Here is a 22,354-nt window from a genome sequence, read left to right as displayed (position 1 = left end):
ACGTGGGACGGTGCCGTGCGGGGCGGGGGAGGGGCCGGCCGGGGTGGCGCGGGGTCCTCGCGGTGCTCCGCGGAGTGGGCCGTCCGGCGGGGGTGGGCGCTCGGCAGCGGTGTCGTGGACGCGGTGAGCGCCCCCGGCACCGCGAGGCTCGCCCGCGCCGTCGGCTCGGCCGGTTCCTCCGCCGCTTCACGCACACTCACACACCCGCACAGCGCCGCGCCCGCGAGGGCGAGCAGTGCTCCGGCCACGGTTCTCGTCATTCGCACCCCGCCACTGTGCGGAGCCGAGCCCCGCCGCACCAAGCCGGGAGCCGCGAAGTCCTCCGGACGAGTGGGGTGGTGGCCCGGCCCGTGCTGACGCGCGGCACAGTGGTCGCATGACCGTACTCGCCACCTTCGCCCGCGTGCACGTCGACGACCTCGACACCGCGCTCCCCGTCTTCCGCGCCCTGACGGGTGGGGAACCCCGCCTCCGTTTCACCCACCGGGGCATCGAACTCGCCGTCATCGGCGGTTTCCTGCTCCTCGCGGGCCCGCCCGAGGTGCTCGCGCCTGTCCGTGCCACGCAGGCCACCGTCGTCGTGGACGCGCTCGACGCGGTGCTCGACCGCGCCGCGCGCGAGGGCGCCGAGATCCTGGCCCCGCCCCGCGCCGCCCCCACGGGCCGCAACCTCGTCGTACGGCACCGGGGCGGGGCCGTCATCGAGTACGTGGAGTTCGACGCGGCCACGCGCGCGGCGGCCGGCCTCCCCGGCTGACCACCGCGGCCATCGAGGAGGCCCGCACCGCCGGGGGTGCGGGCCGCGCCCCGCCACGCCGTCCGCGCGGCCCGCCACGCCCGCCCGCGCGGCCCGTCCCCCGCCCGCTTATGCTGCGAGCGCGCCCGGAGCGGCGGGCATCCGGCCCGCGCGGGCGCTGGCGGAGGGGTGGTGCCGTGAAGATCGCGTGCGTGGGGCTCGGGGACATAGCCGAGAAGGCGTACCTGCCGGTGCTCGGTACCCGGGCGGACACGGAAATGCTCCTGTGCACGCGGAATCCCACGACCCTCGACCGGCTCGGCGCCCAGTACCACGTACCGCCCGAGCGCCTGCTCACCGGGCTGGACGGGGTGCTCGCCGCGCGGCCCGACGCGGTGCTCGTGCACGCGGCGACCGAGGCCCACCCCGAGCTCGTGACCCGGCTCGTGGAGGCGGGGGTGCCGACGTACGTCGACAAGCCCCTCGCCTACGAGCTGAAGGAGTCGCGCCGCCTCGTCGACCTCGCCGAGGAGCGCGGGGTCCCGCTCATGGTGGGCTTCAACCGCCGTCACGCGCCCGGCTACGCCCAGTGCCTGGAGCATCCGCGCGACCTGATCGTGCTCCAGAAGAACCGGCACGGCCTGCCCGAACGGGCCCGCACCTTCGTCCTCGACGACTTCGTCCACGTCGTCGACACGCTCCGCTTCCTCGTCCCCGGCACCCCCGACGAGGTGCGGGTGCACGCCCGCGCGAGCGAGGACGGACTCCTCTCGCACGTCGTGCTCCAGCTCGCCGGTCCCGGCTTCACCGCGCTCGGGATCATGAACCGCGTGAGCGGCTCGACGGAGGAGGTCCTGGAGGTCTCGGGCCAGGACAGCAAGCGCGTCGTGCGCGACCTCGCCGAGATCACCGACCACCGCGGCCAGCCGACCGTCCGCCGCCGCGGCGACTGGACCCCGGTCGCCCGCCAGCGCGGCATCGAGCAGTGCGTCGAAGCCTTCCTCGGCGCCGTCGCGAGCGGCACCCCGCTCAGCGCGCGCGACGCCCTGGAGACCCACGAGCTGTGCGAACGGGTCGTGCTGGCGGCGGAGGAGGCGGGGGCGCGGAGCTGAGGAGGAGGGGCACGGCCGTACGGGACGGGCGCGGCCTTCGCGACGGGCTTCGGGCGCCGTGGGCACGCCCCGCGCCACGCTCTTTCCGCCCGGTTCGCGCGGGATACCCGCCGACGCGGCCCGGTACGCCGAAGGCCCGGACACCCCCGCGGTGCGATGCCGCTTCGGGGTGCCCGGGCCGGGCCGCCGGCTGGGCCTCCGTCCCCACGTGGCTTCCGGCGTGTCCCCGGGCAGGCCCGCTCATGCGTGCCCGGGGAGCGGGTGGCCCGGCGCCGGAGGGGTGGCCTCCGGCGCCGGGAGGGGTGTCACATGTGCACCGTCGGCGCGCTCTCGCCGTCACCGGTGCTCAGGTCGGGGCGACCGCTGCGGTACATGAGGGCCGCGATGACCGCGCCGGCGGCGAAGAAGGCGGCCGACCACCAGTAGGCGGTCGAGTAGCTCTCCAGCTGGGCCTTGGCGAGGACGCCGGGGCTCGGCTTCTTGTCGACGAGGTAGCTGGTCGCGGCGCTCGCGGCCAGCGTGTTGAGCAGCGCGGTGCCGATGGCGCCGCCGACCTGCTGCATCGTGTTGACCGCCGCGGAGCCGGCCCCCGCGTCCTTCGCCGCGATGCGGCTCGTCGCGAGGCTCATCGCGGGCGGCATGACGAGGCCGAGGCCGAGACCCATGACGATCAGCGGGGGCAGCACGTTCGCGGCGTAGGTGCTGCTGAGGTCGAGGCCGGTCATCCAGACGAGACCGCCGGAGGCCATCAGCATGCCGAGCGGGACGATCGGCCGGGGGCCGACGCGGGGCAGCAGCATGTTGGTGGAGAGCTGGGCCGACACCATCAGGGCGCCGATCATCGGCAGGAAGGCGAGGCCGGTCTTGACCGGCGTGAAGCCGAGGGACGCCTGGAGGTAGTACGTCAGGAAGAGGAAGACGCCGAACATGCCCATGCTGGAGATCGCGACCAGGAGGAACGAGGCGCCGCGGTCGCGGTCCGCGAGGACGCGCAGCGGGAGCAGCGGGTGCGAGCTGCGCGTCTGCCACCAGGCGAAGGCGGCGAGCACGACGGCAGCGCCGGTCAGGAAGCCCCACGTCATCGGCGAGGACCAGTCGTGGGTCTCCGCGTTGGAGAAGCCGTAGACGAGGCCGAAGAGCCCGGCCGAGGCGAGCACGGTGCCGGGGAGGTCGAGCTTGGGCCGGTCCTTCACGGTGCTGCGGCCGAGGAAGACGATGCCGCCGATCAGCGCGAAGACCGCGATGATCAGGTTGACGTAGAGCGTCCAGCGCCAGCTGAGGTGCTCGGTGAGCAGGCCGCCGAGCAGGAGGCCGATGCCGCCGCCGGCACCCGCGATGGCGCCGTAGATGCCGAAGGCGCGGGCGCGCTCCTTGGCGTCGGTGAACGTCGTGTTCAGCAGGGCGAGCGCGGCGGGGGCGAGGAGCGCCCCGAAGACGCCCTGGAGGACGCGGCCCGTGACGAGGATCTCGAAGTTCTGCGCGGCACCGGCGAGCGCGGAGGCTCCCGCGAAGCCGACGACGCCGGTGAGGAAGACGGTCTTGCGGCCCAGGAGGTCGGCGAGCCTGCCGCCGAGCAGCAGGAGGCTGCCGAAGGAGAGGGCGTAGGCCGTCACGACCCACTGCCTGTTGCCGTCGCTGAACTCCAGCGCCTTCTGCGCCGAGGGCAGGGCGATGTTCACGATGGTCGCGTCCAGGACCACCATCAGCTGGGCCAGGGCGATGACGCCCAGCACCCACCAGCGGTGGTTCGCGGACTTCTCACGGGGGACCGGGGCGCCGGCGGGGGCCGGCGACCGGTCCACCGGCTGACCGAGGGTCTGTGTGGATTCACTCATGGGCTGGTGCTCCAGGGCGCGTCGGGAAACGCTGACGGGACGGGAACTGCGCCGGTGGGGCGGCGCGGGACGGCGGGGCCCGTGAGCGGGCCACCTGGGAAACGAAACCGTTTCGTACGCAACCGTAAGGGCTCTGCCGGGCCGCTTCCAACAGCTTGCCTCGCGCGTCGTGAGACGCGCGTCACCCGCTTCGACGTGGGCCCTCGGGAATACGCAGCTCAATGGGGGCGAGCGGCCGATCGGGGGGATCGCATGGTGAACGAAACGGTTTCGTTTTTTTACTTTCTCTTGAGGGAGCGCGCCCGTCCGGCGCGTCCCCCGGCCGCCCGCACACCCGGCCGTACGGCGTGTCCCCGACCGGCGGCGCGCTTGGGCCGTGCGCCGCGCCGATGCTCGTACGCTGCGCGGATGAACGAGACGATCGTGTTCGACATCGGCGAGACCTTGGTCAAGGACGACCGGTACTGGGCGGGCTGGGCCGACTGGCTGGGCGTGCCCCGGCACACGGTCTCCGCCCTCGTCGGCGCCGCGGTGGCGGCCGGGGGCGACCACGACGACGCGCTGCGGCTGCTGCGGCCCGGCATCGACGTCGCCGGGGCCCGGCAGGCGCGCGACGTGGTGGGCAGGGGCGAGTACCTCGACGAGAGCGACCTCTACCCCGACGTGCGCCCCGCCCTCGCCGCGCTGCGTGAGCGCGGCCACCGCGTCCTCGTCGTGGGCAACCAGACCGCCCGCGCGGGCCAGCTCCTGCGCGACCTCGATCTCCCCGTGGACCTCCTCGCCACCTCCGAGGAGTGGGGGCTCGCCAAGCCTTCGCCCGACTTCTTCGCGCGCGTGCTCAAGGAGGCGGGCACGGAGCCCGCCGAGACGGTCTACGTGGGCGACCACCCCGCGCACGACGTCTTCCCCGCGAAGACGGCGGGGCTCCGGGTCGCCCACCTGCGCCGCGGGCCCTGGGGGCACTGGTGGGCGGACGACGCCACCGTGCGGGCGGCGGCCGACTGGAGCGTGGACTCGCTGACCCGGCTGGAGGTGGCGCTGCGCGCGTGACGCCCGGCCCCCGTCGTCACGACTTCCGCACCGCTTGCGCGTCGCAGCGGGACAACTCCTCTACTCCTCCCTGCTTTTGGCGCGCAAAGGTATGTGCCAGCCTGTGGGGCGGGCAGGACACGATGAGCAGGGGGACACGCGGTGCCGAACGGGCCGGAGCCGGGAGCGACGACGTACGCGGAGCGGACGCTTGACCCCGCCGGGCGGCCGGAGGCCGCGGCTCGCGCGCCGCACTCCTGGCCGCGCTGGTTCGCCCCCGCGCGCGGCGTGCTCGGCGCGGCGGTCTTCGCGCTCGGCGGCGCCCCCTGGCCCGCCCGCGCCGATGACCTGGCGGGAGTGCTCCTGTGCCTGCTCGCCGCCGCCTTCGTCGTGGTGCACTACGTCGCGGTACGGCGCTCGCGCGTCCTCGCGTGGCCGGGGGACCGCGCCACGATGTGGCAGCGCCTGACGCCCACGCTCGTGCAGGCCGCGCTGTACGGAGCGGGCTGGTTGCTCGCACCGCTCTTCGGAAGGACGGCGGGAGCCCTCGCCGCCGGCTTGCTGCTCGGCGCGACGCTGTGGACGCAGACGGCCCTGCACGACGCGCGGGCCCGCGCGTCGCGGCCCCCGGCGGACGCCGGATGACGACGGCGGACGGGCTCGACGCGCACCGGGCCCGTCGTGGCCGCCTTCCTCTCCGGCCGCGGCGGGGCGGACTTCGGCGCGGGACGGGACTGTGCCGGACTCCCCGTCGCGAGCGTTGAGCCGTGTAGGGCGTGAACGCCGCCGGGAAGGAGGCTGCGGGGCCGGGGGAGGGGGTGGACGGCGGACCGGGCCCCGCTTCAGGCCGCCGGGACGACCTCGCGCCGTACCGCCGCGGCCCACTCGGTGATGAGCCGCTCGTACTCGACGCGTTGCTCCGCCGTGAGGTGGCCGCCCGCGCGCAGCCAGAGGCTGCGGATCTCCTCGTTGACGGCGGCGGCTGAGCGGGCGGGCTGAGCGGAAGTGAGTGGATTGGCGGACATGTGTCCCAGCCTAGGGGGTGAAGGTGACGGACCGCTGCCCCGTCGGTACCGTTCGTTGCCTCGGAGTGCGGTGTGTGCGACCCTCCTGACCTGCTTGATCATCCCTCAAACGCCCCCTTGTGGGCGGCTTTTGTGATCTCGGCCTCATTTCGCCGCCCCTGTCCCCGACGCTCACCCCGCACACCCCCCTGACCTGCGCCGACGCCGTACGCACCGTCGCGGCGTCCCGCCCGGCGTGCCTCAGCCCGCCGACTCGCCCGCGTGCGGGCTCAGGGCCCCGCTCTGCACGAGGCCGAAGAGCGCGAGGCCGAGCGCGACGCGGTAGATCACGAAGGGGAGGAAGCTGCGGTGGCTGATGTACCGCATGAACCATGCGATGACCGCGTACCCGACGGCGAACGCGATGACCGTCGCGAAGAGCGTCGGGCCCCAGGCGACGTGCCCCTTGCCCGCGTCCTTCAGCTCGAAGATCCCCGAGGCGAGTACGGCGGGGATCGCGAGCAGGAAGGAGTACCGCGCCGCCGCGGCGCGCGTGTAGCCCATGAGCAGGCCGCCGCTGATCGTCGCGCCCGAGCGCGAGACGCCGGGGACCAGCGCCAGCGCCTGGCAGAAGCCGTAGATGAGCCCGTCCCGTACGCCGAGGTCGTCGAGCGTCTTGCGCTGCCCGCCCGCGCGGTGTCTGCCGCCGTTCTCGTCGCGTGCCGCGAGGAAGTCGGCGAAGCCGAGGACGAGGCCCATGACGACGAGCGTCGTCGCGATGAGCCGCAGGTCGCGGAACGGCCCCTCGATCTGGTCCTGCAGCGTGATCCCGAGCACGCCGATCGGGATCGAGCCGACGATCACGAGCCAGCCCATCTTCGCGTCGTGGTCGCGGCGGGCCTCACGGCTCGTCAGGGACCTGAACCACGCGGCGATGATCCGCCCGATGTCCTTGCGGAAGTACAGGATCACCGCGCATTCCGTGCCGATCTGGGTGATCGCCGTGAACGCCGCCCCCGGGTCGTGCCAGCCCGCGAAGGCGGCGGCGAGCCGCAGGTGCGCGCTCGACGAGATCGGGAGGAACTCGGTCAGGCCCTGGACCAGACCGAGGATGAAGGATTCGAACCAAGACATGAACGCGCAGCCGTCCCACGGTGGTCAGGTACGGAACCGGGAGCGGCCCCGGCCGGAGGTGGTCAACCGCCGCCGCCGTAGGGCCCGGGGAGGGAGAGACGATCATGCGCCGGTCGCGGCGAGCGTAGGGCACGCGAGGGGACGGACAGGTGAACGCGAGCCGAAGCGTCGGCCAATGGGGTGTCAATGCCTGCCGCTCGCCCCGACGAGCTCGCGTGTCTTCTCCTCGTCCGGGCCGTCCCCCCGCATCCGGTGCCTGCGCCGCCAGCCGATCCAGCCTCCGGCGAGCGCCGTCACCACGACGAAACCCGCCGCCAGCAGGAAGACCGGGGAGCCCGGAGTGGCGGCACGGCTCCCCGCGATGACGTACGCCGCCGTGTTCGGTACGACGCCGATCGCTGTCGCCAGCAGGAACGGCAGCCACCGGGTGCGGGCCACGGCAGCGCAGTAGTTGACGCCCCAGTAGGGGAGCCCGGGGAAGAGGCGCAGCGCCAGCGTCGTACGGAAGCCGTGTGCGCTGAGCTGGCCGTCGGCCGCGCGCAGCCATCTCGTCCGCAGCAGCGGTCGCAGCGCGTCCTGGCCGAGGACGCGTCCCAGCCCGAAGGCGAGCCCCGCGCCGAGCACCGAACCGGCGACCGCGGCACCGAGCCCGGACGCGCTCCCGAAGAGCGCCCCCGCGAGCAGGTTGAGCACGGGGCGCGGCACGAAGGCGGCCGTGCAGACGCCGTACGCCAGGGCGAAGACGGCGACCGCGACACTGCCCGTGAACTGGTGCGCGAGCGTGCCGGTGAGCAGGTCGCGGGGGTCGTGGCTCAGGAGGAGGGCGGCGCCGGTGCCGAGCAGGGCGAGGAGAAGGGCCAGGCGCGCCCACGGCGAGAACAGCAGCCGTACTCCGCGAGCGGGGCGGGTTTCGACATCGTCGAACATTCGGGGAGCGTAACCGAATCGGCGGGGCGCAGGGGCCCCCGGTGCTGGGGTCGCCTCGCGGGACTCCGCCCCGGGAGCCGCTCCTCAGGCGCCCCCGGCCGCCGGCCGGAAGGCCCCCGGAGGGGCTCGGTCCGGCGGCCCCTTCGCCCGGCACAATGGCGTGGTGACCTCCCCCGAACCCCTCCCCGTCCGCCGTTCCGTCGACCAGGGTGTCGCGCGCCTGCTGCCCGATGTCGACCGGGCGCGGGCCTGGCTGCTCACCGTGGACGAGGCGCCGCAGTCGTACGTCGATCTCGACGCGCCCACGCACCTGGAGTTCGAGTACACGCGGCGCATGGGGCACGTGCTCGACCTCGCCGCCGAGGAGGGCGCGGCGCTCGATGTCGTGCACCTCGGCGGGGGCGCGCTCACGCTGCCCCGCTATCTCGCCGCCACCAGGCCCGGCTCGCGGCAGGACGTCGTCGAGGCGGACCGGGGGCTCGCCGCGCTCGTCGACGAGGCGCTGCCCGCCGTACCGGGGGCCACCGTGCACGTCGAGGACGCGCGGGCGTGGCTGGAGAGGGCGGCGGACGGGGTCGCCGACGTCCTCGTCGCCGACGTGTTCGGCGGGTCCTCCGTGCCGGGGCATCTCACCACCACCGAGTACGCCCGCGAGGCCGCCCGCGTCCTGCGCCCCGGCGGCCTCTACCTCGCCAACCTCGCCGACTCCGCGCCCTTCGCCTTCCTCGGCGCCCAGCTCGCGACCCTCGGCACCGCCTTCGCCCACCTCGCGCTCCTCGCCGAACCGGCCGTCCTGCGCGGGCGCCGCTTCGGCAACGTCGTCGTCCTGGCCTCGACCGCCCCACCGCGCACCGAAGGGCTCGCCCGCCGCTGCGCGCGGGACGCCTTCCCTGCCCGCCTCGTCGGGGAACCGGAAGCGATCGAGGCGCTGCGGGGCTCGGCGCGCCCGGTGCGCGACGGCGAGAGCGCCCCGTCCCCGCTCCCGCCGGGCGGCACCTTCCACGTGGGCTGATCAGGTGCCGGGACGTTCGTCCCCCGGTGTCGTCACCGTCTCGGGCAGCCCCTCCTCCGGCGTCGGGAGCACCGGCCCGGCCGCGCCCGTCGGCGCGCGGCGCAGGGTCCGTACCTCCGGCACGCACAGCACCGCCAGGGTCAGGAGCAGGATCAGCCCGGAGCACCCCCACAGCGCCGCCGAGCGCCCCACGGCCGACTCCACCGGCCCGGCGATCGCGGTCGCGAGCGGCAGCATCGCGAGCGAGCCGAGCCAGTCGTACGAGGACACGCGCGAGAACTTGTCCTCGGGGATCTCCTGATGGAGCACCGTCATCCACGAGACCCCGAAGACCTCGACGCACGTGCCGCTCACGAACATCACCACGAAGAGCCCGGTGACGTGCAGCGGCACGGCGAGCGCGGCCGAGGGCAGCGCGAGCGGCAGCACGCACAGCGTCCCCGCGAGCAGGGGGCGCGCCGGGCGCCACCGCGTCATGGCGAGCGCCCCGAGCAGGGTGCCCGCGCCGAATCCGGCGAGCGCCGTGCCCCAGGGCCCCGGGCCACCGAGGTGCTCCTCCGCGACGAGCGGCCCGTACACCGCCTCGGCGGCCCCGACGACCGCGTTGACCACCGCGAACTGGAGCACGATGGACCACAGCCAGGGGCGCCCGGTCACCTCGTGCCAGCCCTCGCGCAGATCCCGCAGGAGCGAGACCTTGTCGCCCTCGCGCCGCGGGATCTTCTCGACGTCGAGCAGCGCGCGCAGCGCCCCCGCCGCCGCGAAGGCCGCCGCGTCGACCGCGAGGACCCAGCCGGGCCCGATGAGCGCGACGAGCGCGCCGCCCAGCGCGGCGCCGCCGATCCCCGCGCCGTGCATCGCGACGCGGTAGAAGGCGAAGGCACGACTGGCCTGCGGCCCGTGCACGGAGGCGAGGAGCATCCCCTCGGAAGCGGGCGAGAAGAAGGCCGTTCCCGTGCCGCCGAGCGCCGCGAGCAGCATCATCGACCAGAGCGTGGCGTGCCCGGTGAGCACGACGACGGCGAACAACCCCTGCGAGACGCAGTTGAGGCTGTTCGCCGCGACCATCACGTGGTGCCGGGGCAGCCGGTCGGCGAGCGCGCCGCCCACCAGCAGGAAGACGACGAGCGGCAGTGTGCGCGCCGCGGCCACGAGCCCGACGTCCCCGCTGTCCCCGCCCGCGCCGAGCACGGCGAACGCGCTCGCGATGAGCGCGCCCTGGCTCCCGAGGTTGCTCACGACGGCCGCGGCCGTCAGGAGCGTGTAGTTGCGTCCTGCCCACGCGGGCCTGCGGCCCGTGGAGGGAGCCGCCCCCGGTGCCGGGGAGATCGGGGGTGGAGTACTCACGCGGAGACTATCCCCGCAGGGGGGACCCGCTGGCAATTCCTTTCGGCACCCCCCGCGGGCCCCACCGCCCCCGCCGTCAGTCCATCTTCTTGGGCGCCGTCTTCGTCAGGCGGACCGTGCTCAGGATGCGCTGGATCAGCTCCTCGGGCACCTCCCCGTCGACGCCCTTGGGCCCGCTGAGGTCCCAGCTCACGTAGTCGCCCGCGCCGTTCTTGAAGGCGAAGACGATCGCCTTCCCGTCGCTCGCGCACTTGTGCGTCTTCGGGTTGTTCTCCGACCAGGCCCGCGCGACGCTCCCGGTCAGCCCGGACTTCGTCGTGTACGGCTTCGCCTTCTCCTGCTTCATGGTCTTCTTGTCGGGATACGTGTAGCCGCCGTACACCCACCACGGCACACGGGTCTCGGCGGCCTCGTCGCTGCTCTTGGCGCCCTGCTCGCCCCGGGAGCCGACGAGACCGAGGGACAGTTCCTGCTTGCCGTCCTTCTTGTCGACGTAGCTGCACCAGTCCGACTTGTAGTACGCGGGCCGGTTGACGGAGACGGCGCCGTAGCCCGTGGGCTGCTCCTTGTCCTCCCACTGGTAGCCGCGACTGGCGTCGGCGGTCTCGACCTCCCAGTCGGCCGGTACCTCGAAGACGGTGCCGAACTTCGGGTTCGCGACCACCTGCCAGCCCGGGATCGTGGGCTCCTCACGCCCGGCGTTGCGTGAGGACGGGCTCGCCGTGGGGCTCGGCTCGTGCGGCGAGGGGCTCGGCGACGGCGACTTCTTGCCGTCCTCGGCCACGGTCTTCTTGTCGTCCTTCTTGTCGACGACGTACGCGGCCGTGCCCCCGGCCGCCGCGAGGACGGCGACGGCGCAGACGACCGAGACGATCACGGTCGTCCGCTTGCTGTTCTTCCCGCCGCCACCGCCGCCACCGGGACCACCCGCGCCGACCGTGCCGTAGGGCTGCTGCGGCGGGTACCCGTAGGCGGGCTGCTGGTACGGGCCCGGCTGCTGGTACGGGCCGGGAGTCCCGTAGCCCCCCTGCTGCCCGTACGGGCCCGCAGGCGTGCCCGGCTGCTGTCCGTACGGGCCCTGCGGGGCGTACGGACCGGGGGCGGGCTGCCCGTAGCCCCCGCCGGAGCCGGGCTGCGGCTGCCCGTAGCCGCCGCCTCCCTGGCCCGGCTGCCCGGTCTGCCCCGGCTGCCCGGTCTGTCCGGCGTCCTGCTGCCACGGACCGTCCTGCGGTATCCGTGGATGGTGCTCGCCCCCTGGCGGCTTTTCGTCTGGCCACATGAGCGAGACCCTAGGCGGCGGCGCGTGGTGCGCGCCACGGGGGAGGGGGTGGCGAGACCGGGTCGTGACACGCGGGCGGGGCCCCGGCGGCCGTCCCACCGGGAACACCCGGACGTCTTCGCACGGTTGTCCCATCCAGTAGGCTGCCCGCCGTGCGCGCGCGTCGGGCGTGGCGTGAAGTCCGCGCGATCCGCGTCACCCGCGCGAGAAAAGTCTGGGAGGCAACACGGTGCACGTCCAGGAGTGGCTGGAGACCGTCCCCGCCATCGCCGTGTACATCGTCGTCGCGGTGGTGATCGGCGTCGAGAGCCTCGGTATCCCGCTGCCCGGTGAGGTCGTGCTCGTCTCCTCCGCCGTGCTCGCCTCGCAGCACGGCCACATCGACCCGTACGTCCTCGGGGCCTGCGCCGTCGCGGGGGCCGTCATCGGGGACTCGGTCGGGTACGCGATCGGGCGCAAGGGCGGGCGTCCGCTCATCGCCAAGCTGGAGCGGAGGTTCCCCAAGCACTTCAGCGCGCAGAACGTCGAGGCGGCCGAGAGCTCCTTCCACCGCTGGGGCATGTGGGCCGTCTTCTTCGGCCGCTTCATCGCGCTCCTGCGCATCTTCGCGGGCCCCATCGCGGGTGTCCTGCACATGCCGTACTGGAAGTTCTTCATCGCCAACCTGCTCGGCGGCATCGCCTGGGCGGGCGGCACCACCGCCGTCGTCTACACGCTGGGCAAGGTCGCCGAGGAGTGGCTGAGCCGCTTCTCCTGGCTCGCGCTGCTCGCCGCCCTCCTCGTCGGCGCGCTCTCGCTCCTCCTCATGAAGCGCCGCGCCGCCAAGCAGCGGGCGAAGGGCGCGGCGGCGGAGAAGGTCCTCGGCGGCGCGGGCGGAACGGAAGCCGGTGCGGAGACCGCGACCCGCCCGGTGACGAGCGCCACCGTGCCCGTGGCCGCCGCGCCCGCCGCCACGACGGCGACCGCCACCGCCGCTGAGCCCGCCCCGGCCGCTGAGCCCGCCGCCGGGCCCGCCCCGGTCGCCGGGCCCGCTGCCGAGACCGGCACGACCCAGGAGACCCCCGCATGAGCGACGCCCTCGTCTCGCCCGTCGGCGGCCGTTCCCCCGAGGTCGATCCCGCCGCCTTCACCGCGCCGACCTCTGTCGTCCTCGGCGCCGTCCGCCTGGAGGCGGAGGCGAGCGTCTGGTACCACACGGTGCTGCGCGGGGACGCGGACAGCATCACGATCGGGCCGGGCAGCAACGTGCAGGACAACTGCACGGTCCACGCCGACCCGGGCTTCCCCGTCCGCGTCGGCAGTGGCGTCTCGGTCGGCCACAACGCCGTCCTGCACGGCTGCGTCGTCGAGGACGACGTCCTCGTCGGCATGGGCGCCACCGTCCTCAACGGCGCCCGGATCGGCGCGGGTTCCCTCGTCGCCGCGCAGGCGCTCGTCCCGCAGGGCATGGAGGTGCCGCCCGGCTCTCTCGTCGCGGGCGTCCCCGCCAAGGTGCGCCGTGAACTGACCGCAGAGGAGCGCGAGGGCATCGCGCTCAACGCCGCCGTCTACCGCGATCTCGCGAGGACCCACGCCGCCGAGGTGCGCTGACCGGAACCCGCCCGCTGGGCCGAAGATCACAGGACCCGGCCGCCCAGCCGGGGCTACTCGTGAGTACGGTGAGTCCGTGCCGCGCAATCGCAAGCCCCTGCCCCCGCCCGCCCGCTGGCCGCGCGCCCTCGCGCACCGCGCCGCGCAGACCGGCTGGCGCCTGTTGCGCGAGGCGGGCGCCGTCACCGCGCACGCGCACGGGCGGCTGCGTTTCGGCGCCATCGGCGAGGGAACCCGGCTCGCCTTCCCGCAGGGCACGCTCTTCAACGAACGCTGGATCCACCTCGGCGCGCACTGCATCATCGCCGAACAGGTGACCCTCACGGCGGGGATGCTGCCGCTCGGCCCCGGCGAGACCCTCGGCCCCGACCCCGTCCTGCGCCTCGGGAACGGCGTCGTCCTGGGCCGGGGCAGCCACGTCGTCGCCGACGCGCCCGTCACCATCGGCGACGAGGCGTACTTCGGCCCGTACGTCTACGTCACCTCGACCAACCACAGCTACGACGACCCGCACCAGCCGGTCGGCAAGCAGTGGCCGCGCCGCGCCCCGGTCACGATCGGCGCGGGCTCCTGGATCGGCACGGGCGCCGTGATACTCCCCGGCGCGCACCTCGGCCGCAACGTCGTGGTCGCCGCCGGTTCGGTCGTACGGGGCACGGTGCCCGACCACGCGGTCGTCGCCGGGGCGCCCGCGCGCGTCGTACGCCGCTGGGACGAGGCCACGGGCTGGGAGCCGCCGCTGCGCACGCCCGCCCCGGTCCCCTTGCCGCGCGGGGCGAGCGCCGCCCAGCTCGCCGCCCTCGCCTCGCTCGACGCCGACCAGCTCGCGGGCCTGGAGCGGCTCGCGGAACGGGAGCGGGAGCGGGACTGAGGCCCGCGCCTCCGCGCGCCCTCGCTACAGTGCGGTGTCCCGGCGCCGTGTTCCCGCGGCCCGGCGGTGGAGGAGGTGGAAACCGGTGGCGGATCTCGCGGCGCTGACCCGTACGCTCGCGCGCAACGTCAGGTACTGGCGCGCCGAGCGCGGGCACACGCTCGACGCGCTCGCGGCGCGGGCCGGGGTGAGCCGCGGGATGATCGTGCAGATCGAGCAGGCCCGCACCAACCCGAGCCTCGGCACGGTCGTCAAGATCGCCGACGCGCTCGGCATCAGCATCCCCACCCTGCTCGACCAGGCCCCGGGGCCGCGTGTGCGGATCGTGCCCGAGGAGGACGCCGTGGTGCTGTGGCGTTCCGCGGCGGGCAGCAGCGGGGTGCTGCGCGCGGGCACCGAGGCCCCCGGGCCGCTGGAGCTGTGGACGTGGCGGCTCGCGCCGGGCGAGGCTCACTCCTCCGAGGGACATCCCGCGGGCACCAGGGAACTCCTGCACGTCACCGCCGGTGTCCTCACCCTGGTGGTCGGCGAGGAGGCCCATCGCGTCCCCACCGGCAGCGGCGCCGTCTTCGCCGCCGACGCCCCGCACACGTACCGCAACGAGGGCGCGTCGGTCACCGAGGCGACGATGGCGGTCTCGGTGCCGTACGAGAAGCCGTGACTGCTACCGTGCCGCGCATGCGCGCGCCTCTGGGGGACTTCACCGACGTCCGTACCGCCCCCGAGGCCCTCGACGTCCTCGTCGAGCCCGTCGCGCGGGCGGTACGCCACTGGGCGGGCCCCGTCCCCGCCGAGGAGGTCTACTGGGTCGACAGCGAACCGGAGTTCGCGGACACCGCCGCCTTCGTCGAGCGCTACGGGCGCGACCTCTTGGAGGCGTCCGCGAACTGCGTCATCGTCACGGGCCGGCGCGGCGAGGCCCGCAGGCACGCCGCCTGCGTGGCTCTCTCGCACACCCGCGTCGACGTCAACGGCGTCGTGCGCAAGCAACTGGGCGCGCGCAAGGCGTCGTTCGCCGCGATGGACCTCGCGACGGGCGAGACGGGCATGGAGTACGGCGGCATCACGCCGGTCGGTCTGCCGGGCGACTGGCCCCTCCTGATCGACGCGGCGGTCACCGACCTCCCCCACGTCCTCGTCGGCAGCGGCCGGCGCCGCGGCAAACTCCTCGTCCCCGGCAAGGCGTTCGCGCAGTTGCCCGGCGCGGTCGTCGTTGAGGGGCTGGGCGTGCCCGCGGCGTAGTCAGGAACTCAGCCGCGGGATCTCGATGGCGGGGCAGCGGTCCATGGTCATCTTCAGGCCCGCCTCCCTCGTGCGCGCGTACGCCGCCTCGTCGACCACGCCGAGCTGGAACCACACCGCCTTCGCGCCCTTCGCGACCGCCGCGTCGGCCACCGCGCCCGCTTGCGCGCTGTTGACGAAGACGTCGACGACGTCCACGGGGAAGGGGATGTCCTCCAGGCTCGCGTACCCCCGCTCGCCGTGGACAGTCTCCGCCTTGGGGTGGACGGGGACGATCCTCTTGCCGAACCGCTGGAGGACCCTGGCCACGCCGTACGCGGCCCGCGAGGTGTTGTTCGAGAGGCCGACCACGGCCCACGTGTCACCGGTCCCGGTGAGGATGTCCCGTACCGTCTCGTCGTCGCCGTACATCCGGCACCTCCTGATCGCCCGGTGTGTCCGTGGGCGGCAACACCCGCCCGCCGCGAGCGATTCCCGCCCGCCGCCCAAGGGCTGTCCCGTCATCCCTGGTGGATCAGCGCGCGGCGTCAGATGCGGTGCATCGCAAGGCGGAGGGACGTTCGCATACTGGATGTATTCGGACGTTCCGACAACGCGGCGAGGTGCCGTAGCTGTCGTCGTGCGCCCGCCAGGGATGACGGGACAGCCCTTACGCTGGGGGAATGCCTCAGGACGCGTACCTCACCCTCGCCCGGGAGGGCAGTCACGAAAGAGAGATCAACCGGTCACGTTTCCTGTGCACCCTCGCCCCGGTCGCCGACGAGGAGGAGGCGCGGGCGTTCCTCGCGCGGGTGCGCGCCGCGCACGCCGACGCGACGCACAACTGCTGGGCGTACGTGCTCGGTGCCGACGCCTCCGTGCAGAAGGCGAGCGACGACGGGGAGCCGGGCGGTACGGCGGGCGCGCCCATGCTCCAGATGCTCACGCGCCGCGAGCTGCGCTGCGTCGCGGCCGTCGTCACGCGCTACTACGGCGGAGTCAAGCTCGGCGCGGGCGGCCTCATCCGCGCGTACGGCGGGGTCGTCGGCGAGACGCTCGACCGCCTCGGCACCGTCACCCGCCGCCGCTACCGCCTCGCCACCGTCACCGTCGACCACCAGCGGGCCGGGAAGATCGAGAACGACCTGCGCTCGACGGGCCGTTCGGTGCGCGGGGTGCGGTACGGGGAGCGGGTCAGCATCGACCTCGGCATCCCCGGCGCGGAACTCGACGCGTTCCGCGCGTGGCTCGCGGACGCGACGGCGGGCACGGCGGAACTGACGCTGGGCGGGGAGGCGTACGGCGAGGCGTGAGGGCCCGTGGCGAGGGGACTCCCGGCCCCTGCCCGTCGCGTCCTCAGTCCCGTACCGGGTCCCCGAACTCCGCCGACAGGGCCGCCACGTCCGGCTCGCCGAACTGGGCGCGCAGCGAGGCGAAATCCTCGTCCTTGCCGGGGCCGAAGCGGGAGACGAGGCGCGCGTAGCCGTCCGCCGTGTGGAAGCGGCCACCGCGCGACTTGGAGTGGAACTTGTCCGCGTACATCACGAGGCGCTCCTCGTCGGTGCGCGCCACGTAGTCCCCGGGCGGCAGGGGGAGGTGCTGGGTCTCGATGTCGGCGCGGGTGAGGCCGACGCCGGTGTGGCAGGAGCAGAAGCGGCACAGGTTCTCGGGCCAGCCCTCGGCGGCGAGCAGCCGGTGACCGAGGAGGCCGTGGCGGATGTAGTGGCCCTGGCCCAGCTCGCCGCGCTCCGCGTCCTCGTCGAGGCGGTAGACGCCGATGTCGTGGAGCAGGCACCCCGCCCGCACGAGGTCCGCGTCCACGTCGGCGCCCGAGGCGGCGATGAGCCCCTCGGCGATCCGCCACACGATCCCGCAGTGCCGGTGCACGGACGCGTGGGCCTCGGGGGTGGGGGCGTAGCGCTTGTGCAGGTCGTCGATCTGGTCCGGGGTGGGGAGGCGCATGAAGGTGAGCGTAGTCGCGCGGCCGGGGACGCGCCCCGGCGGCCCGGACGGCGAAGCGCCCGGCTTCGGGAGCCGGGCGCTTCGGTGGAGTGTCAGGCCGCGGCCGGGGTCGCCTTCTCGGCGACCGAGGCGAGGGTCTTGACGAGGCCGTCGACGACCTCGGTGTCGTCGGCCGGGTGCAGCTCGGCGAAGCGGGTCACGGAGCCAGGGATGGACAGCTTGACGTCCTCCAGGACCACGCCACCGGCGATGCCGGCGGCCTTGCGGGCTTCGTCCTGCGCCCACACGCCGCCGTACTGGCCGAACGCGGTGCCGACGACGGCGACGGGCTTGCCGCCGAGGGCACCGGCGCCGTACGGCCGGGACAGCCAGTCGATGGCGTTCTTCAGGGCGGCCGGCATGGTGCCGTTGTACTCCGGCGAGAAGAGCAGGAAGGCGTCGGAGGACGCGGCGGTCTCGCGCAGCTTGGTGGCGGCGGCGGGCACCTGGCCCTCCACGTCGATGTCCTCGTTGTAGAACGGCACCTCGGCGAGACCCTCGAAGATGACGACCTCGACACCCTCCGGAGCGTGCCGCACGGCCGCCTCGGCGAGCTGACGGTTGTGGGAGCCGGCGCGGAGGCTGCCGACGAGGGCCAGGATACGGACGGACATGGGGAGCTCCTGAGAAGGGAGGTAGTACGTGGCATGACCACGGACAAGGGTGTGACGCCGCCCCTCGGGAGGAAGGGCCGCGTGGGCTAAACGGACCGTGGTCCGTTGAAAGTTGTAACACTTATCCGGACCGGGGTCCACTTCGGGCCGAAAGCGTTACGGTGAGTTCATGACGCGCAACATTCGGCCCCCGGAGTGGGGCGGAAACGGGCTGCCGGTCCTCGCCCCCGCTTCCGGGCTGCGCGCCGATGCCGTACGCAACAAGGGACTGCTCATCGACGCCGCCTCGGCCCTCCTGGACTCGCGCGGCGCGGAGCGCCTGACGATGGAGGCGGTCGCCGTCGCCGCCGGGGTCGGCAAGGGCACGGTCTTCCGCCGCTTCGGCAGCCGCGCCGGTCTCTTCGCCGCCCTTCTCGACCACCGTGAGTCGCGCCTCCAGGCCGCTTTCCTCAGCGGCCCGCCGCCGCTCGGCCCCGACGCCCCGCCGCGTGAGCGGCTGCTCGCCTTCGGGCCCGCCCTCATCGCGCACGACCGGTCGTTCTACGACGTCGTGCGCGCCACCCGTGACGACCCCGAGCGCGCCTACGCGATCCCGGCGACGCGGCTGCGCGAGACGCACGTCGCGATGCTGCTGCGCGCGGCGGGCAGCACGGGGGACACGCTCCTGCAGGCCCACACCCTGCTCGCCTCGGTCGACGCGGTCCTCGTGCACCACCTGCTGACCGAGCGCGGGGTGGCCCGGGAGCGGATCGAGGCGGGGTGGCGGGACCTCGTGGAGCGCTTGCTCGACACGGGCTGAGCCTTCCGCCGGGGCCGCGGCCCGGGCGGCCCGGGCGGGGCACGGCGCCGCCGCGGGAAGAGCGGTCGCCTCCGGGTCGGGAAGACCGTCGCCTCCGGGGCGGGGAAGGCAGCCGCCCCCAGTGCCGCGAGGGCCGCCGCCCCCGAGGCGGGGAACGGCGGCCCCGGCGCCTACTTCAGCCCGTAGCCCAGCTTCCGCATCGTCACGATCTCCGCGTGCTGCGTCCTCACGATCCGCCGCGCGAGTGCCTTCGCCCCGCTGTGGGCGCCCCGTTCGCTCTCGGTCTCCGCGCTCGCCACGGCGCCCTCGTGGTGCTCGATCATGAGCCGCAGGAACGCCCTGTCGAAGGCGGCGCCCCGGGACTTCTCCAGGCTCTTCATGTCGGCCTCGCTCATCATCCCGGCCATGGCGTGCTTCCCCGCGTGGTGCGTCGCGCCGGGCACCTCCTCGCCCCACGAGGTGAGCCACTGTTCGAGCGTCGTGATCTCCGGCTTCTGCGCCTTCGCGATCTCCCCGGCGAGGTTCCGCACCGCCGGGGACGAGGCCCGCCCGACGGCGAGGCCCGCCATCTCCAGGGCCTGACGGTGGTGCGGGACCATGTCGCGCGCGAAGGCGGAGTCGGCCGCGTTGTGCGGGGACGAGTCCGCGTCCGGGCCGTTGCCGTGCGGTCCCGCGTGCTCGTCCCGCGCCCCGCAGGCCGCGAGGAGGAGCGCGGTCGTCGCGGCGAGCGCGAGGCGGGTGAGACGGCGGGTGGTGTGGTGTGCGTGGTGCATGGGGGTACGACTCCTTCCCGCACGCCGGGAGTGGCGCGCGGTGGACGTGGTTCCTTCGGGTACGGGCTGGGCGGCGGCACGGTGAGGTCGTACCGCCGCGTGCGTCCGGCCTATATCCGCAGGAGCGGGAGTCGCGAGAGGTGCGGAGGCGCCCGGCGGTTGCCCTCGCCGGTCACGGCTCCGGCGGGATCGCGCGGGGACGCGGCGGCGAGGAGCGGCGCGCTCCCCGGCACGGGCGGTGTGTACGTGCCCGCCGTGCCGGCCGCCGCGCAGGTGGCGTCGGCGTGGGCGAGGTGCCCGCGGGAGTCCTCGGGACAGGCGGCGGGGGAGTGGTGCGCCTCGTGGGCGAAGGCGTGGTGTCCCGCCGTCGCGGAGGGGGACGGCCGCCCGCTCGCCCGGTGCGGCGCCGCCCCGGGCAGGCCGTGCATCGCGAGGAGCCCGAGCAGCACCGCGAGCAGCAGCACGGCAGGACCGTGGGGCGCGCGGTGGGAGGGACGGGGCACGCGCGCCATCGTACGGGCCGTGCCACCGCCAGCGGGGAAGGCGTCGCGTGTCCCCCGAACGAGCTGGCGGCGGCGCTGAGTTGTCCACCATGCGGGGCACCGTTGACAGCTCCGCGCCGGGCTGCCTACCTTACGCCGCAGACGAGAACGACGAACGAGGGAAGAAGGTGAGCGGTGATGCGGGATCAGTCCGCCGTCTCCCGGCACCGCGGTCGCCTCGCGCCCTTCCTCAATCGTCCCGTCGACCTGCTGCGCGTCAACAGCGCCCTGTGTCCGTGTCTCCCGCGCCCCGCGCGCGTCTCCCGCTGAGCACGCGCCCGCGCGGCTGACCGGCCCTCGCGGCCGACCGGCCGCGGCCGGGCAGGACCGCTCGCGTCCCGCCTGAACCGCTCACGTCCAGGCCGTTCGCGCGGTCCCGGGGCCGACCGGCCGCCGAACGCCGCTCCGCTCCGTACCGCCCGGGACGCTCCCGTACCGCTCCAGCACCTCGCGCCACCCGGCGCCCCGCCCGTGCCCGCGCACGGGCCCGTCGCCGGGCCCCGCCCTCGTCCCCCCGCCCACCGGCCGCCCGCCGGTGGTGCTCCCTTCGCGCCCGTCCGCCCTCCGGCACGCGCAGCCGCCCTCCCGCCAGGAGCCTTCCCATGAGCGAACCGCCCGGGTCCGCCGTCACCCCGGTCCGCCCGCCCGAGCCAGGACCGCGCGTGCGGGACCGACCGCCCACGGACAAAGGGGAGGCGGCACCCTCGGGACCGCCCGTCGCCGAGCGTGTCCTCCCGCTGCGCCACCCCTGGCGGTGGCTCGCGACCGCCGTCGTCCTCGTGCTCGCCGCGCAGGTGGTCCACGGGCTCGTCACGAACCCCTTCTACCAGTGGGACCGCTTCGCCTACTGGTTCCTGCGGCCCACGATCCTCGACGGGCTCCTCATCACCCTGGAGGTGACCGCCCTCTCCGCCGTGCTCGGCCTGCTCGGCGGAGTCCTGCTCGCGCTCGGCAGGCTCTCGCGCAGCCCCGTCCTGCGGGCGGTGAGCTGGACGTACATCTGGCTGCTGCGCTCCACACCGCTCATCGTGCTGCTGCTCTTCCTCTACAACTTCAGCGCGCTCTACCAGACCCTGAGCCTCGGGGTGCCCTTCGGTCCCGCCTTCTTCACCTTCGACGAGAGCCGCCTCGCGACGGACATGGCGCTTGCCGTCCTCGGGCTGAGCCTCAACGAGGCCGCCTACGCCGCCGAAGTGGTGCGCGCCGGGCTGCTCTCCGTCGACCAGGGCCAGCACGAGGCCGCCGCGGCGCTCGGCCTGCCGCGCCGCTTCCAGTTCCTGCGCATCGTGCTCCCGCAGGCCCTGCGCGCCATCGTGCCCGGCTACGTCAACCAGCTCATCGGCCTGGTCAAGAGCACCTCGCTGGTCTTCTACGTCTCGCTGCTCGACCTCTTCGGCTCGGTGCAGAGCCTCGGCTCCACCTACCCGGGCGACATCGTGCCGCTCCTGCTCGTCGCGACCGTCTGGTACGTGCTCCTGACGAGCCTCGTCTCGATCGCCCAGTTCTACGGGGAACGCCGCTCCTCGCGCGGCGCCCTGCGCACCCTGCCGCCGACCCCGCTCCAGAAACTGCGCGCGTCCGTCCGCGACCTGCGCGCCCGGGCCCGCAAGGAGGCCGCGCTGTGAGCACCACCACGACGCCCGCCGGGAGCACGAGCGAGCCCGTCCCGCAGGCCCCGCCCGCCGTCGAGATCCACCAGGTGCAGAAGTGGTACGGGGCGCGGCAGGTCCTCAAGGGGGTGAGCCTGACCGTGCGCCGGGGCGAGGTCACCGTCGTCCTCGGCCCCTCGGGCTCCGGCAAGTCGACACTCCTGCGCGTCGTCAACCACTTGGAGAAGCCCGAGGCCGGGCACGTCCGGCTCGCCGGTGAACTCATCGGCGTACGCGCGCACAAGGGACGGCTCAAGGAACTGAGCGAGCGCGCGATCCTCGCCCAGCGCGGCCGGATCGGCTTCGTCTTCCAGGACTTCAACCTCTTCCCGCACCTCACCGTCCTCGACAACGTCGCCGCCGCCCCCGTCGCCACCGGGCGGCTCGGCAAGGACGAGGCGAAGGACCTCGCCCGCGACCTCCTCGCCCGCGTCGGGCTCGCCGGGCGCGCGGGTGCCTACCCCCGGCAGCTCTCCGGCGGCCAGCAGCAGCGCGTCGCCATCGCCCGCGCCCTCGCGCTCCGCCCCGAAGTGGTGCTCTTCGACGAGCCGACCTCCGCGCTCGACCCCGAACTCGTCGGCGAAGTCCTCGCCGTCATCCGCGACCTGGCCACGAGCGGCACCACGCTCGTCGTCGTCACGCACGAGATCGGTTTCGCCCGCGAGGTCGCCGACCACGTCGTCTTCCTCGACGAGGGCCGCGTCGTCGAACAGGGCCCGCCCGCCCAGGTCCTGGACCACCCGTCCCACCCGCGCACGCGGGACTTCCTCCGCACGGTGCTGTGACGGCGACGGTGTCCCGTCCCGCCACGGACGGGCGCCCCGCCGCCTCCGTACCGCGCGACCCCACTCACCTCACCGCCCTCACCGACAAGGAACG

Annotated in this window: 26 protein-coding genes and 1 pseudogene; 15 read left to right on the top strand and 12 right to left on the bottom strand. The window is 74.3% G+C overall.

The features are described 5' to 3' along the window. Window positions 1-248 (bottom strand): annotated as a pseudogene (locus IF99_RS34770) (hypothetical protein); the annotation flags it as partial. A gap of 128 nt (window positions 249-376) precedes the next feature. On the opposite strand from IF99_RS34770, the gene IF99_RS0108580 reads away from it, so the two are divergent. Both IF99_RS0108580 and IF99_RS0108575 read left to right on the top strand, forming a co-directional pair. Next, entirely contained in the window at window positions 377-757 is a 381-nt protein-coding gene (locus tag IF99_RS0108580; RefSeq protein ID WP_030995771.1) for a hypothetical protein, read from the top strand. A 176-nt stretch (window positions 758-933) separates the two neighbouring features. Then, window positions 934-1,848, top strand: a complete 915-nt coding sequence (locus tag IF99_RS0108575) for a Gfo/Idh/MocA family protein (protein WP_030995770.1) — start codon at window positions 934-936, stop codon at window positions 1,846-1,848. Window positions 1,849-2,153: 305 nt separating this feature from the next. Here the strand turns inward: IF99_RS0108575 and IF99_RS0108570 are convergent, their stop codons facing one another. Continuing rightward, window positions 2,154-3,683, bottom strand: a complete 1,530-nt coding sequence (locus IF99_RS0108570) for a DHA2 family efflux MFS transporter permease subunit (RefSeq protein WP_037826613.1) — start codon at window positions 3,681-3,683, stop codon at window positions 2,154-2,156. Window positions 3,684-4,091: 408 nt separating this feature from the next. On the opposite strand from IF99_RS0108570, the gene IF99_RS0108565 reads away from it, so the two are divergent. Together IF99_RS0108565 and IF99_RS0108560 are read left to right on the top strand one after the other, a co-directional pair. After that, window positions 4,092-4,733 carry an HAD family hydrolase gene (locus IF99_RS0108565; RefSeq protein WP_030995768.1) on the top strand — a complete coding sequence of 214 codons (642 nt, stop codon included), beginning with the start codon at window positions 4,092-4,094 and terminating at the stop codon, window positions 4,731-4,733. 141 nt (window positions 4,734-4,874) lie between these two features. After that, entirely contained in the window at window positions 4,875-5,357 is a 483-nt protein-coding gene (locus IF99_RS0108560; protein WP_030995767.1) for a hypothetical protein, read from the top strand. Between the two features lie 197 nt (window positions 5,358-5,554). Here the strand turns inward: IF99_RS0108560 and IF99_RS0108555 are convergent, their stop codons facing one another. From IF99_RS0108555 to IF99_RS0108545, 3 genes are all read right to left on the bottom strand, one after another. Continuing rightward, the gene (locus IF99_RS0108555) at window positions 5,555-5,737 is read right to left on the bottom strand and encodes a hypothetical protein (protein WP_030995766.1); all 183 of its coding nucleotides are present in this window, start codon (window positions 5,735-5,737) and stop codon (window positions 5,555-5,557) included. Window positions 5,738-5,977: 240 nt separating this feature from the next. Then, window positions 5,978-6,850, bottom strand: coding sequence for an undecaprenyl-diphosphate phosphatase (locus IF99_RS0108550; protein ID WP_030995765.1), 873 nt, complete (start codon window positions 6,848-6,850; stop codon window positions 5,978-5,980). A gap of 183 nt (window positions 6,851-7,033) precedes the next feature. Then, window positions 7,034-7,777 carry a TVP38/TMEM64 family protein gene (locus tag IF99_RS0108545; protein WP_030995764.1) on the bottom strand — a complete coding sequence of 248 codons (744 nt, stop codon included), beginning with the start codon at window positions 7,775-7,777 and terminating at the stop codon, window positions 7,034-7,036. 163 nt (window positions 7,778-7,940) lie between these two features. On the opposite strand from IF99_RS0108545, the gene IF99_RS0108540 reads away from it, so the two are divergent. Further along, window positions 7,941-8,789 carry a spermidine synthase gene (locus tag IF99_RS0108540; protein ID WP_030995763.1) on the top strand — a complete coding sequence of 283 codons (849 nt, stop codon included), beginning with the start codon at window positions 7,941-7,943 and terminating at the stop codon, window positions 8,787-8,789. Here the strand turns inward: IF99_RS0108540 and IF99_RS0108535 are convergent, their stop codons facing one another. Both IF99_RS0108535 and IF99_RS0108530 read right to left on the bottom strand, forming a co-directional pair. Next, window positions 8,790-10,136, bottom strand: coding sequence for an MFS transporter (locus IF99_RS0108535; RefSeq protein WP_030995762.1), 1,347 nt, complete (start codon window positions 10,134-10,136; stop codon window positions 8,790-8,792). A 76-nt stretch (window positions 10,137-10,212) separates the two neighbouring features. Further along, complete coding sequence (locus IF99_RS0108530) at window positions 10,213-11,415, bottom strand: hypothetical protein (protein ID WP_030995761.1); 1,203 nt, start codon at window positions 11,413-11,415, stop codon at window positions 10,213-10,215. 229 nt (window positions 11,416-11,644) lie between these two features. Here IF99_RS0108530 and IF99_RS0108525 point away from each other — a divergent pair, with 229 nt between their 5' ends. The 5 genes from IF99_RS0108525 (at window position 11,645) to IF99_RS0108505 (ending at window position 15,118) form a co-directional block, all read left to right on the top strand. Next, the gene (locus tag IF99_RS0108525; RefSeq protein WP_030995760.1) at window positions 11,645-12,484 is read left to right on the top strand and encodes a DedA family protein; all 840 of its coding nucleotides are present in this window, start codon (window positions 11,645-11,647) and stop codon (window positions 12,482-12,484) included. Next, complete coding sequence (locus IF99_RS0108520; protein WP_030995759.1) at window positions 12,481-13,005, top strand: gamma carbonic anhydrase family protein; 525 nt, start codon at window positions 12,481-12,483, stop codon at window positions 13,003-13,005. Before IF99_RS0108525 ends, IF99_RS0108520 begins: the two co-directional genes overlap by 4 nt. 76 nt (window positions 13,006-13,081) lie before the next feature. Next, window positions 13,082-13,876, top strand: a complete 795-nt coding sequence (locus tag IF99_RS0108515; RefSeq protein ID WP_030995758.1) for an acyltransferase — start codon at window positions 13,082-13,084, stop codon at window positions 13,874-13,876. Window positions 13,877-13,961: 85 nt separating this feature from the next. Next, a complete protein-coding gene (locus IF99_RS0108510) occupies window positions 13,962-14,537 on the top strand; it encodes a helix-turn-helix domain-containing protein (RefSeq protein ID WP_030995757.1) in 576 nt (191 codons plus the stop codon). Window positions 14,538-14,554: 17 nt separating this feature from the next. Then, complete coding sequence (locus tag IF99_RS0108505) at window positions 14,555-15,118, top strand: YbaK/EbsC family protein (protein WP_030995756.1); 564 nt, start codon at window positions 14,555-14,557, stop codon at window positions 15,116-15,118. On the opposite strand, the gene IF99_RS0108500 is transcribed toward IF99_RS0108505, so the two are convergent. Next, a complete protein-coding gene (locus tag IF99_RS0108500) occupies window positions 15,119-15,529 on the bottom strand; it encodes a CoA-binding protein (RefSeq protein WP_030995755.1) in 411 nt (136 codons plus the stop codon). A gap of 251 nt (window positions 15,530-15,780) precedes the next feature. On the opposite strand from IF99_RS0108500, the gene IF99_RS0108495 reads away from it, so the two are divergent. Beyond that, the gene (locus IF99_RS0108495) at window positions 15,781-16,410 is read left to right on the top strand and encodes a YigZ family protein (RefSeq protein ID WP_030995754.1); all 630 of its coding nucleotides are present in this window, start codon (window positions 15,781-15,783) and stop codon (window positions 16,408-16,410) included. Window positions 16,411-16,453: 43 nt separating this feature from the next. Here the strand turns inward: IF99_RS0108495 and IF99_RS0108490 are convergent, their stop codons facing one another. Further along, the gene (locus IF99_RS0108490) at window positions 16,454-17,059 is read right to left on the bottom strand and encodes an HD domain-containing protein (RefSeq protein WP_030995753.1); all 606 of its coding nucleotides are present in this window, start codon (window positions 17,057-17,059) and stop codon (window positions 16,454-16,456) included. Between the two features lie 92 nt (window positions 17,060-17,151). Further along, a complete protein-coding gene (locus IF99_RS0108485; protein ID WP_030995752.1) occupies window positions 17,152-17,712 on the bottom strand; it encodes an NAD(P)H-dependent oxidoreductase in 561 nt (186 codons plus the stop codon). A 169-nt stretch (window positions 17,713-17,881) separates the two neighbouring features. Here IF99_RS0108485 and IF99_RS0108480 point away from each other — a divergent pair, with 169 nt between their 5' ends. Further along, complete coding sequence (locus IF99_RS0108480) at window positions 17,882-18,511, top strand: TetR/AcrR family transcriptional regulator (RefSeq protein ID WP_030995751.1); 630 nt, start codon at window positions 17,882-17,884, stop codon at window positions 18,509-18,511. A 170-nt stretch (window positions 18,512-18,681) separates the two neighbouring features. Here the strand turns inward: IF99_RS0108480 and IF99_RS0108475 are convergent, their stop codons facing one another. After that, a complete protein-coding gene (locus IF99_RS0108475) occupies window positions 18,682-19,284 on the bottom strand; it encodes a DUF305 domain-containing protein (RefSeq protein WP_030995750.1) in 603 nt (200 codons plus the stop codon). Between the two features lie 110 nt (window positions 19,285-19,394). Beyond that, window positions 19,395-19,796, bottom strand: a complete 402-nt coding sequence (locus tag IF99_RS0108470; RefSeq protein ID WP_030995749.1) for a DUF6153 family protein — start codon at window positions 19,794-19,796, stop codon at window positions 19,395-19,397. Window positions 19,797-19,964: 168 nt separating this feature from the next. Here IF99_RS0108470 and IF99_RS35430 point away from each other — a divergent pair, with 168 nt between their 5' ends. The 3 genes from IF99_RS35430 (at window position 19,965) to IF99_RS0108455 (ending at window position 22,260) form a co-directional block, all read left to right on the top strand. After that, window positions 19,965-20,096: a hypothetical protein gene (locus tag IF99_RS35430; RefSeq protein WP_267882234.1), complete on the top strand. Its 132-nt coding sequence runs from the start codon at window positions 19,965-19,967 to the stop codon at window positions 20,094-20,096. A gap of 332 nt (window positions 20,097-20,428) precedes the next feature. Beyond that, window positions 20,429-21,451, top strand: a complete 1,023-nt coding sequence (locus IF99_RS0108460; RefSeq protein WP_030995748.1) for an amino acid ABC transporter permease — start codon at window positions 20,429-20,431, stop codon at window positions 21,449-21,451. Then, on the top strand, window positions 21,448-22,260 hold the full coding sequence (locus IF99_RS0108455; RefSeq protein WP_030995747.1) for an amino acid ABC transporter ATP-binding protein: 813 nt from the start codon (window positions 21,448-21,450) through the stop codon (window positions 22,258-22,260). Before IF99_RS0108460 ends, IF99_RS0108455 begins: the two co-directional genes overlap by 4 nt. Window positions 22,261-22,354: the final 94 nt, after the last annotated feature.

This window comes from Streptomyces sp. NRRL F-5630 (genome assembly GCF_000719475.1).
Lineage (GTDB): Bacteria > Actinomycetota > Actinomycetes > Streptomycetales > Streptomycetaceae > Streptomyces.
This window is presented reverse-complemented; position numbering and strand designations above follow the sequence as displayed.